9 protein-coding genes are annotated in these 12580 nt (G+C 41.1%); 3 read left to right on the forward strand and 6 right to left on the reverse strand.

The annotated features are described in order from the left end of the window. Positions 1-71: 71 nt before the first annotated feature. On the forward strand, positions 72-1103 hold the full coding sequence (locus ACULLH_RS00435) for a substrate-binding domain-containing protein (protein WP_454086748.1): 1032 nt from the start codon (positions 72-74) through the stop codon (positions 1101-1103). Between the two features lie 120 nt (positions 1104-1223). After that, entirely contained in the window at positions 1224-1754 is a 531-nt protein-coding gene (locus tag ACULLH_RS00440) for a lipid-binding SYLF domain-containing protein (protein WP_454086749.1), read from the forward strand. A 79-nt stretch (positions 1755-1833) separates the two neighbouring features. On the opposite strand, the gene ACULLH_RS00445 is transcribed toward ACULLH_RS00440, so the two are convergent. The 3 genes from ACULLH_RS00445 to ACULLH_RS00455 all read right to left on the reverse strand — a co-directional run bounded on the left by ACULLH_RS00445 (position 1834) and on the right by ACULLH_RS00455 (position 6516). Then, complete coding sequence (locus ACULLH_RS00445) at positions 1834-2319, reverse strand: hypothetical protein (protein ID WP_454086750.1); 486 nt, start codon at positions 2317-2319, stop codon at positions 1834-1836. A 90-nt stretch (positions 2320-2409) separates the two neighbouring features. Beyond that, a complete protein-coding gene (locus tag ACULLH_RS00450) occupies positions 2410-3771 on the reverse strand; it encodes a DUF5689 domain-containing protein (protein WP_454086751.1) in 1362 nt (453 codons plus the stop codon). Positions 3772-3780: 9 nt separating this feature from the next. Continuing rightward, the gene (locus ACULLH_RS00455; RefSeq protein ID WP_454086752.1) at positions 3781-6516 is read right to left on the reverse strand and encodes a TonB-dependent receptor; all 2736 of its coding nucleotides are present in this window, start codon (positions 6514-6516) and stop codon (positions 3781-3783) included. A 107-nt stretch (positions 6517-6623) separates the two neighbouring features. Here ACULLH_RS00455 and ACULLH_RS00460 point away from each other — a divergent pair, with 107 nt between their 5' ends. Next, complete coding sequence (locus tag ACULLH_RS00460; RefSeq protein ID WP_454086753.1) at positions 6624-7661, forward strand: endonuclease/exonuclease/phosphatase family protein; 1038 nt, start codon at positions 6624-6626, stop codon at positions 7659-7661. 38 nt (positions 7662-7699) lie between these two features. Here the strand turns inward: ACULLH_RS00460 and ACULLH_RS00465 are convergent, their stop codons facing one another. The 3 genes from ACULLH_RS00465 to ACULLH_RS00475 form a co-directional block, all read right to left on the reverse strand. Next, the gene (locus tag ACULLH_RS00465) at positions 7700-8908 is read right to left on the reverse strand and encodes a PQQ-dependent sugar dehydrogenase (protein WP_454086754.1); all 1209 of its coding nucleotides are present in this window, start codon (positions 8906-8908) and stop codon (positions 7700-7702) included. Positions 8909-9141: 233 nt separating this feature from the next. Further along, positions 9142-9579, reverse strand: a complete 438-nt coding sequence (locus tag ACULLH_RS00470) for a hypothetical protein (protein ID WP_454086755.1) — start codon at positions 9577-9579, stop codon at positions 9142-9144. A 252-nt stretch (positions 9580-9831) separates the two neighbouring features. Next, complete coding sequence (locus ACULLH_RS00475; protein ID WP_454086756.1) at positions 9832-12549, reverse strand: TonB-dependent receptor; 2718 nt, start codon at positions 12547-12549, stop codon at positions 9832-9834. Positions 12550-12580 lie beyond the last annotated feature (31 nt).

The following is a 12580-nucleotide window of genomic DNA, read 5'->3' on the forward strand; positions in this document are numbered from 1 at the left end:
CAGCAAATATAATAAAATGTGTTAACGTACACATTTTTTGACAATCTCTTTTTGATATATTTGTACGGGGTATGAAGAAAAAGTACACTATAAAAGACATTGCCAACGCCGCTGGGGTTTCGATAGGAACCGTAGATAGAGTTCTCCACAAACGCGGGAAAGTGTCAGAAAAAGCTCTTGTAAGTGTAAATAATGCACTAAAAGAATTCAATTATAGACCCAACCCTATTGCCCGCACCCTTAAAAACAACAAGGTCTATGTTATAACTGTCCTCCTTCCAGATGCTGCCAAAGACCCTTTTTGGTTACCCGGGAATCAAGGGGTCGAAGAAATAATAGATGAATATGGGGCATTCGATATCGATATTTCGGTGCATTACTTTGATCCCACAGAACCAAAATCCTTTTTGGACACTGGCTTAGGTTTGTTAGACCAACCCATTGACGCGTTTCTCTTTGTTCCTTTGTTTGAAAAGGAGAGTGGCCAGCTTTTAGATGAACTAAAAAACAAGGATATCCTAACAAGTACCTTTAACAGTTCTCACGGAGGCACTGTGGATTTTTATGTGGGTCTAGATCTTTTTATGAGTGGGAGGGTTGCTGCCAAGTTAATGGCGGATACTCTTAAAGCTACATCCAAAATTGCAATTATCCATATTGATGAGGAATCCACCAATGCCGTCCACTTAAGGGAAAAAGAACGGGGCTTTAAAGCGTTCTTTGCGGAAAAGGATGGTTATGAAACCACCACGTTTGCCATTGGTGCCACCGGATTTGAACAAAAATTTGCCGCTTTTATTGAGGACAATGAGGATGTAAATGCCCTATTCGTCACTACCTCGAAAGCATACCGTATTGTTAGGGCCCTAAAAGGTCTGGAGAAAAAGAAGGTTGTTGTGGGTTACGATCTTTTGGAGGAAAACACAAAATATCTACGATCCAACGACATTAAATTTTTGATTCATCAGTCGCCTAAACTTCAAGCGTCTTTAGGATTAAAAGGATTGGTGGAAAAATTGCTCTTGGGCAAGGAGCTTCCCAAGAAAAGTTTATTGCCCATCCAAATCATCAACTCGGAAAATGTGGATAGCTACCTCTACTGATAGTTGGACTTTCGCCCGAAGCAAAATCTGATTTACATTAACACTTATTGGCAAACCTGTCTGATTTTGTAGGGGGTTTATTTTTTACCTTTGACCAACATTAATGAAAGATAATCCCATATGAAAATTGTTAGACCGCTAGTGTTGATTTGCCTGCTATTGGCCACTTCAGCAACTTTTGCCCAAAATAAGAAAGACCGAAAAATAATGAACGATGCCAAAAAGGCGAAAAAGACGCTTTTGAAGGCGGATTCGGGACTCGAGCGATTCTTCAACAATTCTGCTGGCTATGTCATCTTTCCCAATGTGGGAAAAGGTGGTTTTATAATCGGCGGAGCCTCTGGAAATGGGGTTGTGTATCAAGGTGGGGAAAGTGTCGGGATGGCAGGCCTCAAAAAACTGAATATTGGTTTGCAGGCCGGGGGACAGGCCATCATCGAAGTTATATTCTTTGAAACTTCTGTAGACCTGCAACGTTTTAAGGAAGGTAAATTTGCTTTCGCGGCCGAGACCTCAGCGGTCGCTCTAAAATCCGGAATAGCATTTAACGCAAAATATAAGGATGGGGTCGCAGTTTTTGCATTGCCCAAAGCAGGCCTAATGGCCGACGCATCCGTAGGAGGACAAAAATTCAATTTTAAGCCGTTTTAAGAACGCTTTAAATAAGAAATCCCAAGAGCGCATGTACTTGCGTTCTTGGGATTTTTATTTTCGCTTGATTTGATCCTTATCAGAATTGGTATCGAATTCCCAGTCCCAAGTCAAAATCAAAATCGCTTCCATAGCCTTCATCACCGAAACCTATTTCAGGTCTAACATCCAAGGATAGCAGCAACGGAATTTTAAAATTATATTCGATTCCAATGTCCCCTGCCAATAAGGCGAAGGTGCTCGACCCACCTCCATCTACATCTACATTTCCAAGTCCTGCACCGGCACCTACGTACCAATTGAATGATCCATCAAGCGGGAAAACCCATTGGTAAAGACCAACCGCCTTAAAGGCGTCATAAGAGTCTCCACTTCTGATTCCAAGGGCAAATTCCAATCGATTGTTGTCTGTAAGTCCCAATTGATAACTGATCTCCCCGCCTAGGGAATCAAATCCATCATCATCTCCAAGTCGAAGTCCCAATGCGTGTTTTGAAATTTGTTGGGCCTGGCACTGAAAGACCAATGCAAGACCAAAAATTAAGGTCAATAATGCGTGTTTCATAGTTATGGTTATTATGTTACTGTTATAATTTACGTCCTTTGGGAGGCGATTGGACGTTTTACCATAAAACCGAAACAGTGTCGTACGCATCTATTGTCTTTCTCCAGGGGTAAAATCTTCGGGGGCGTTTTGGGGCAGTTTTGTGGTTCCCGAACCCCCTGTATCATTGTAGATTATCCACTCTTCAAAGTTATAAACGGGATTTGCTTGCAAGATTTCTCCTTTCCTAACTGCCCGTCCATCTTCAAATTCGTGGTTGGTCCCAGACCCGTCTTCGCCCACAATACCAAATGCATCAATTAGGGTTCCAAAAGGGTCGACCAATTCCAAGTTGTCATCCCCATTGGAATCCGCCGGACTGTTGGTCGATACTCCCATATCCGGCGGAAAACCATAAACTAACTCAAATTCTGGGGTATTGGGTGATATGATAAATGTACTTTGTGGTTGAACGATAAATCCAGATAAATCGATTGAAGAACCTATCTCTGTATTATCATTGGTATACCGTCTTAACGACCAATTATTTAAATCCAAAGGTTCCTGGGCTGCATTATACAATTCCACAAACCGTGCTCCCGAATTATTGTCCGGGTCGGCCAGTTCGGAAATAAAAATTTGGGTTGAAGTAAATTCTGTAATGATTTCTGGGCATCGTTCATCAATAAAATTCAAGTCGTTCAAATCCCTAATTACTATTTGATGGTTATTGCCATCCTTTTGCAAAATCCCAGTTATAGCACCGTTGCCCTCTGGTAAAATTTCTGCCTGAAAATCAGAATATCCACTGGTGAGCAATCCCATCTCATTTTCTTCACAATCCAACAGGGTACGTTCGGTGTCCTCTCCTTCCAGGGCGAAAGTGTTCCCCAATTCTTCTTCCACGATTTCCATTCCTTCCAACCTTACCAAGGTATTTATACCTACACCATCCAATCCAGAAATTGTAACTAGGGTCGGTTCTACATTATCTATGTTATCGCAGGGCAGAAATATGTGCTCATCAATCTTATGGGAAGGTAACCTTCCAACAGAAATATTTCCAAAAGCAGTAAACGTCCCTCCCAGCTTCAGGTTTTCATTGCTTTTACCTAGATACAAGCCTTTCAGTTTCACCAAAACCATACTTCCTATGGGAAAAACCAAATGAGATTCCCTTAACTCGATTTCCAATTGAGCTCCAGAAGTTGGATTTACCTGCTTATCCTGAATGAACAAAACGTTGTAAAAGTTTCCAGCTTTGTCGGAAGAAATTACATATCCCTCAATCACCAAGTCATCCTGTATTTGCAAGGTTTCATCCAGGTATAAGGCTTCCAATTCGGCAAAACTGATATTGGGTTCCAACGCAGCATCGCAATCTTGTCTTGGAGTATCGAAATCTGTTCCCTCAACACAACAAAACACCGCTATCAGTCCAAAAAAACATATTAGTTTGTTTATTACTCGCATAAAAACTGTTTAAAAGCTTATTGCCAGATTTAGAAAATAGGTTCGCCCAAATCCGAACCAATACTTTGGTCCAAAAGAAGGTGTTCCACTCAAACTGTCTTGGTACATTTGACCATAGTTCCCATTGCGCCCTTGGTGATAGCCCCCGGTTTTAAAAATTTCATCAAACAAATTGTTTACGCTTAAAAAAGCGCTGATGTATTTTTTACCCATAAGCCAAGATTTCCCTCCAACTAAATTGAGCAAATAGAACTCATCCAATTTATGTTGCCTGAGAATCGCTTGGACATTCTCATCGGTTGCGTTCACAAAGCGTTGACCAGTATCAGGGTCGAGAAGGAAACTATCAGTATATCTAATGGTAGAAATATCTATATGGTTGTTATCAAGATAATTTGTAGTGGCCCCGATCCACCAATATTTTGGACTACGATACTCTATTCCCAGCGCAAAGGCAGTTTGAGGACCCTGGGCGAGTTTCAAGCCCTTGAGCTGTGCAATTCCCAAATCTATATTCCCTTCCAGATTGATAAGATCCTCCTCTTCTCCCGAAGTATCAAAATTTATGTGAACCGATGGGTCGCTGGCAAACACATAGCTTCCAAAATTTCCCGCAGCCGACAGTTTCACACTAGGTGAAATCTCATATTGTACTCCAAACTCAATTCCTTTATGAAGTTTGTCCAAACCAGTTACCACTTCTTGCACAAAATCAGCACCGAGACCAGATTCTACATAAAAGAAATTGATGTCGGTAGTATGTTGAAATCGTGTGTAAAATGCACTTATTCTGCCTGTTACATCTGGCAAACGTACGTGGTAAGTCAAATCAACAGTACCAATGGTCTCACTTAAAATTTCAGGAACTACTTGGTTATTCTCCCTAGGATTGATAAAAATATTCTGAAGTTTAGGAGGCTTTCCAATCCAAGCAGCGTTGGCTGTGAGCCAATGTCTTCCAGAAAGGAAGAAGCTGGTTCCACCCTTTAGTTTCATATTGGAAAAGGTAGTTTTTTCACTAGTTCCCAAGGAATTTTCCAAAAAACGCCCATTTTGAAACAATCCCTCCCTTTGTGTGCTGAAATTGTTGAACGCTAACGAAGCAAAGCCTGTAATTCTACCATAATTTACCTCTATCTGTCCAAATCCTTCAGTCTCGGAGGTATTAAGATTATAGTGATAACTAAACTTATCCTCTACACCTTTTTCAAAATCTCCATTGACATCGTTTCTGGTATTGGAGAAAGTATCTATGTCCTCATGAAATTCTGCTCCCAATAAATCCCGGATTTCAGCATAATTTTCAGAACTACCCGTTTTATGGTTTATGCCAAACCCAATGTTTATTTGCTCATTGATGTGGTAATTGAAATTGCCGGAGATAGAAAGCTGTTTTTCCCGTGTTATATCATCATAGTGTAAGTAGGCAGCCTTTCCATCATTATTGGCATTGGCCCCGTACACAGATTCCCAGTCCAATTGAGAATTTACATAAAGTCCCTCGCGTGCTAAATCAGCATTTACAAAATCTGCGCCCAGGGAGCTATTCAGATAAAAACTAGGCAGATATCTGTAGTAGGTAGGGTCTGGACTAGGCGCATTAAAATATCCAAGCCTTCCTCTGGCATTGGAGCCAAACTGATATGCAATTCCGGAATTCCAGTTCCATTTTTTGGATTTCGCAAAATAATTGAACAAAAACAGAGGTTCAAAAATTTGACGTTCCCGAGAATTCCTGGTTTTGCCATTCTGGTCTCCCCAATATGGGTTGTATCTGTTTCCCAAAAGCTCATAAACCTCATCAGTAATTGCCGCAGACCTTCCCCTACGATTGCGAGCCAAGATTGAGGTGAGGGAAATACTATGTTCTGGGTTGATTTGATATTCAACTGCACCAAAAAAGGAATAGGCATCATACAAGGTTCCTTCTATGTATCCTGAGTTGGCCCATCTTCTGGATGACGAAAACGTATATCCAACTCCGTTCTGTTTCAATCCAGAGCTATACGTTGCCATAATCCTTCCGGCATATGTTCGATTGGAAATTGAGCTCGATAATCTTGTCCCAGGTCTCTGCGTGGATGGCCTTAAGTCAATGTTGGTGTTCCCAAGTATACCTCCAAACGTATACAGGTTTAGGGCAAGCGCATTGGTGAACTCTTGATTTCGGGTTACATCATTGAGGCCTCCCCAATTGTTCCACTGTGGACGACCATCAAAAAACTTATTCATGGGAATTCCATTGAGCATTACTTTGCCATTTTGGGAATCATACCCCCTGACCCTAAAAAATGCTTGACCAAAATCGAAAGCCGCCCTACTCAGAAAAACATCTCGAGTAGATTGGAGCAAACCTGAAGCCCCAGCTACAACTTCTCCGTCATTGGACAAATCTCCCTCCGTCAAGGTAATCAGATTGTCGACTTTTTCGGTTAAGAGGTCTTTCTCTAAAAAAATATTCCCCAGATCCAAAGATTTATTGTCTAGAAACACGGGAATGCGTTTAGGCACAAAATCTGGAACCTTGATATTGAGAACCCCCTCTCCCTGCAAGGCGGTTTCAATTTCAAAATGACCGTTGACGTCCGTCAAAAACTCCTTGGAAAACCCTTCAATAAAAATTACAGCATTGTGGATTGGTCTTTTGTTGACCTTATCTTTGATAAATCCACTTATGGTCGTGCTCTGCTGCCCGTATAGTAATCCAGCATAACAAAGCACCGTTAAGAACAAAGCCGTTCTCATAGGCTAGCTACAGTAGGTTAACTAATAAAATATCGGGGCTATTATCTTCTTGCTTTGTAAGAAAAGTGAACAATCTTACTTATTTTCGAGCAATAATCAAAACCCAAATGAGATTTTTAGCCTACCTATTTGTACTGACATCGGTCTGTCTTTCTGCCCAATCACAGAAAACTTATACGGTCCGTTCGGTTGTTTTTTACAATGTGGAAAACCTTTTCGATACCAAGAACGATACTTTAATATTCGATGATGAGCGCACCCCTGCAGGTCGCTACAATTGGACAGAACAACGGTACATGAAGAAAATTGAACGCATTTCCGAAGTGCTTCTGAAAATCAGTAAAGATGTTTCCAAAACATCTCCCGACATTATCGGGCTTTGTGAGGTAGAGAACAAAGAGGTTCTTGAGGATTTGGTTCAACACCAGCATCTTATAAACAAAGATTACGGAATAGTACATTTTGATTCGCCTGATGAACGCGGCATTGATGTAGCCTTGCTTTTTAAAAAATCTGTCTTTTTACCTTCCTCTTTCAAAAGCCATCGGTTGCTTTTGTTTGACGATTTGGGCGAAAGAAATTACACTAGGGACCAATTGGTTGTCGGCGGAATGTTGGAGAATGAAATGTTTTATTTCATCGTTAACCATTGGCCCTCGAGACGAGGAGGGGCAACCAAGAGCCAGCCCAATCGGATACGGGCCGCTTTGCTCAACAAACGTATTATCGATTCCGTTCAACGTATAAATCCGGAAGCAAAAATCATAAGCATGGGAGATTTGAACGATGACCCACGTGATGACAGCCTCAAAAAGATTTTAAAGACCAAGGGCAATATGGACCAATTGGACAGTACCGTACTTTTTAACCCAATGGAGAGATTATTCAAAAAAGGGATTGGTACCCTAGCCTATAGGGACAAGTGGAATCTATTTGACCAATTTTTTATGACTCCCAACCTCATACGAAAGGATACTAAGAATCTTCACTATTGGAAATCAGGAGTATACTCCCCATCCTTTTTAAAAGTGCAAACTGGCAAATACAAGGGATACCCCTTAAGAACATATTCTGGCGGCACGTATACCGGTGGATACAGCGACCACTTCCCTGTGTATTTGTTTTTGATCAAGGAGATGGACTAAAGTCTATTTCCAAAGGACAAATAGGTCTGTTTCGAATTTCAATTGGGGACCGTCAGCCTAAATAGACGATCATCGTTCTTTTGACTTATTCGACGTTTAGGTTCTCCTGGAGTATCAATGTTGCTAGTGGTAAAATAGATTGCTCCATCAGGACCTTCTTCCACCATTCTTATTCTTCCCAATTCATTTTCGAACAACCTCTCCTCGTTCTCCACGGATACTGTACCATTATCCCTATGCAACCTTATCCGGCGAAGGTGTTGACCGTAAAGAGCTCCTACCAATAAATCTCCAAACCATGGAGAGTTCTCATTGTTGACTATACACAAACCCGAAGGAGCAATAGCAGGTGTCCATTCGACCAAGGGTTTATAAAACCGCTCATCCATATGCATTCCTGAAACTATGGGCCATCCATAGTTGCCTCCTTTTACTATTATATTAAGTTCATCTTGATGTTCTCTGTAGCTTTCGGATTCAAATCCGCTTGGCCCATGCTCGGTAGCATACATCTCCTTACTTTTGGCATCCCAAGCAAAACCTTGTGGGTTTCTTAACCCAAAGGCGTAAACCGGTGAGCCCGGAAAAGGATTGTCTACTGGAATTGAGCCATCTGGATTATACCGTAGTATTTTACCCGTGGTGTTATCCAATTTTTGGACAAGAGAAATGTTCTCGTTGTCTCCCATGGCCACATATAGTTTTCCATCCGGCCCAAAATCCAAGGCTCCCCCAGAGTGGGTGCTAATTGATGGCAAATCGGCCACAATTAGGGTAGAATCGACACCTTGGTTTTTGTCATCCGTAAACCTATAGACCCTATTGACAAACCCATCCCTCCCTTTACGAAAAGTACCAAGCACATATAAAAATCCATTATTTTCAAAATCAGGAGATAGGGCCATCCCGCTCAACCCTGCTGCTTGCCAGTTGGCCACTGGAAGTTGGGCCCAAGGTTCTTCACGAAGTTCGCCATCAATAATCACTCGTATTCTTCCAGGTCGTTCCGTAATAAAAACTCGTCCATCGGAAGCAAAACCAATATCCCAAGGGATAACCAAATTTTCGGCTATTGTATCAATCTTAATCGATGCTTTCTCATCTCCTATCTTCCGATCACCACTGTTTCTGCATGAGAAAAGTCCAATAATCACGATTAAACATAGCCTAAGACCATAAAAATTGCTTTTTTCAAAGAAAAACAACTTTACCGCATTAAGTGAAGCTATTTGTTTTTTTGCAATCATACCTTTAGCTAACAATCATTCAAATATAATTGCTGAGCAATGGCACAATAAGAAAATTATACCATCTGCGGAAGTTCTTATATCAAGTCCTCAAAAAATTACTTGAAAGTTGGTTTCACAATTGTCCCAAAACCTTGAACAGCGATAAATAACAATCGTTTTCCTGTCAATTTTTTTTTAATCAAGGAAATGGAATGAGATTCCCATTTTCATGGGAATGACACCAAAAAACTTTAATTAAACCACTGCCCCCATGGGATACGACTAAGGATCAATAGCAGTCCTAGACCATAAAAAACGGCAATGCTCTTAAATTTGGCACTGCTTTCATCCTTTTTCTTGTGACGTGACCAACCGATTGTGATCAAGGCAATGGCCAGGATGTTGGTAAAGGGGTGTTCCACCGCCAACAGTCGTGCCGCAGAATTCAATCCACCCATACCCAAGGTTTGGATGGCCTTAAGGCCATTGGCTGAAACAAAGAACACAATAAGTCCGACCACCAATTGCAAATGGGACAGAATCAGGGCAAAAAGACTTATCCGTAAGTCCTTGTACATGGTAAATTCCTTTTTGCCAAGCCAACCCATCAAGGCATTGAAAACGGCAAAAATTAATAGAAGAAGTACAATGTATGCGAAGTAAGAGTGTAGTGTGCGTAAAATTTCCATTGGTATAATTTGAATTCTAAAAGTAAGGATTTTAGCAATGAACTCATTTAAACTTTTTCAATAGGCTAAAAAATTTTCCTTTTGCACTCGTTTTTTGTCTATTTCTCCTTCCGTAGCCCTGCTAGGCAAGTCAAAAAAAACTTCAAACCAGCACAAAATCATCAATTTTCGCTCTAATTCAAAAAGTCTAACCAAGTTCAACAAAAAAGCCCGCCAATTGGCGGGCTTTTCAAAATATGATATGGGTGCAACTTAGAAGTTGTACCTCATGCTTACGTTCCAAGTTCTTCCGAAACCAAAGAATACTTTGTTACTCGTATTCAATCCTCTAAAGGTGGCAGCGTTGCCATCGACGAAAGTATTGGTCAATGATTCTGCGATGTACTCGGTATCAAAAACATTGTTTACGTTGGCAGCGATGCTGATCGCATCGTTTCCACCACCAATGTTAAAGGTGTAGTATGCACCAAGATCGAACAAGCTGTAGCTTGGCAATCTTAAAGAACCTTGGTGATTAGGATCTGCAAAATCATCTGCGTTGATCTGCGCAAACAATCTTGACGCAGAGTAAAGATTACCACTCAATTTCAAGTTTTCAATTGGACGTACAATCATTTCCAAATTGGTAGTGAACTGAGCAGCATCACCAACTTTTACATTGTCCAAAAACAAGGTAACTTCTGGATCGATAACGTTTCTGTCATCATCCAATGCAGCACCAGTTGGGTTACCTGCATACTCCCAATTTCCAAGCGAAAGCATTCCTCTAAACTGAACCACATCAGAAGCCCTGTAATTAGTTTCGATCTCAACTCCGGTATGGATTTGCTCAACACCATTGATGTTGGCCGTACCTTCATCTCCTGCTGGAGTCTCAATGCTCAAATCCTGGAATCTATCTTTCCAAGAAGTTCTGTAGATATTAAACTTGGCTCTAAAATCGCCTAGATTGATTCCATATCCAGCCTCTAGACCTAAGATTTTCTCGTTGGTCAAATCTGGGTTAAGGTCGTTTCTAAAGTTCAAGAAAACAGCATCGAATAAAGGTTGCTTAGAGTAGTATCCGGCATTTACGAAAACGTTGTGCGCTTCATTGATGTTATAGTTGATACCCCCTTTGATGTTTCCACCCAATCTGTTTTCAAAGTCAGTTTCCTGCTCTGGATCAGAATCCAAGTAGTTGAAGTAATCAATTCGTTTAAATCCTTGTTGGGAAACACCTCCTTGAAGGAAAGTTGAAATTGTACCATCAGAATATTCGATTTGCCCAAAAGCTCCTAGCCATCTTACAATACCGTCGTTGTAGTAATCAATTTTTTCCTCATCATCAATGTTTTTGAAGATATTGACGATTGAACCAAAGTCAGAATCTATTGCACCATCTTGACGTACAGTGTGGTTAGGGTTGTTGATATCGTCATCATCAAAATAACCATCAGCACCCAACAAGTTGTCTACCCTTCTATAGTGGATTCCTTTGTATGATCTTGCATCAATACCTACATCCCAGCTCCACTGATCGTTGATTTCTGTGTGCAAATTAGCGATAAGGCCAAACCAGTTATGAGAGTTCATAGAAGCTCTTCTGATGAGTCCATCCCCAAAGCTGGTGATAATGTAATCTCCGTTGGCATCAGGTGTCAATTGTCTTGGATTTCCTCCGTTATCACCGTTGTAGAAAGTAACCGCTTCTCCACTATTGAATCTTGAAATCAAATCATAATCCACAAGTCCTGTTTCAGGAATACGATATCTGCTTGAGCTTGCGAAACCAAAGCCAGGTCCAACACCTATGTCTCCAGTTCCTCCACCTCTACCTACGGACGCGTAAAGTGAAGTAGATAGTGTGGTTTTATCATTGAATTTATGGTCCCAGTTTATGGAAGCAATAGGTTTGTGGTAGAAGTTTCTTCTCCAACCAAACTCTTCCCCATTCAAGAAACCATGGTTAAAGTTGTACAATGCGCCGTATTCAAGATGATCCTCAAGGGTGGCCACGTTAAAGAAACTCGATGTTCTCTGGTTGTGAACCTGGGGCGCACCTGTTAAAATAAATTGGAAACTATTTCTATCATTGGGCTCATATCCCAATCCAATAAAATAGTTGTACCCCTCAAATTTGGTTCCTTGCACATATCCATCTCCAGATGTCCTTCCCAACAAGATAGACGCAGCAAAACCGTTTTCAGATTTTCCAGTGTTATAAGAAGCAGTAGTTTTTAGATAACCATCGTTACCCCCTCCAAAACGAACAGAACCACCTTCTTCTTTATCGGTTGATTTAGTTAGGATGTTAATGGTTCCACCAACAGAGCTAATAGCCAATTTGGAGGATCCAAGACCTCTTTGAACCTGCATAGCAGTGGTTACATCACTAAGTCCTGCCCAGTTACTCCAGAAAACTCGACCATTTTCCATGTCGTTCACTGGAATTCCGTTGATCATGATCGCGGTGTTCTGAGAATCGAATCCTCTAACGTTGATTCTACCATCTCCAAAACCACCACCTGTTTTGGTAGCGTAGATTGAAGGCGTAGATTTAAGAACTTCAGGTAATTCTTGAGAACCAATTTTTTCCTGAATTTCTGTGGCCGTGATTGTTGACACGGCAACTGGTGTTTCCCTGTCCTTGGCAATATCCAAGATTCCAGTTACAACAACACCTTCCAATTCCTCGGCATCAGGGTTCAATGTAATCGAACCCAAATCTCCATAAGAACTGAAAGAAATCCTTTTGGTCACAAATCCGATGTAGGAAACGACAAGAGTTCCTGAACTGTCAGAAACCTCAAGCGAAAATTTCCCGTCAAAATCAGTTGATGCTCCGATATCTGTTCCTTGAAGCACAACACTGGCGCCTGGAAGTGGGCTTCCAAGATCACCATCCATTACGGTACCTGTAACCGTTCCTTGCGAAAACATAATCATGGTGCTGAACAGCACCACAATCAATACATACAGTTTTTTCATTTCAGTAGTGTTTAAGTTATTTGAATAGCAA

The sequence above is a fragment of the Flagellimonas sp. 2504JD4-2 genome (assembly GCF_053642935.1).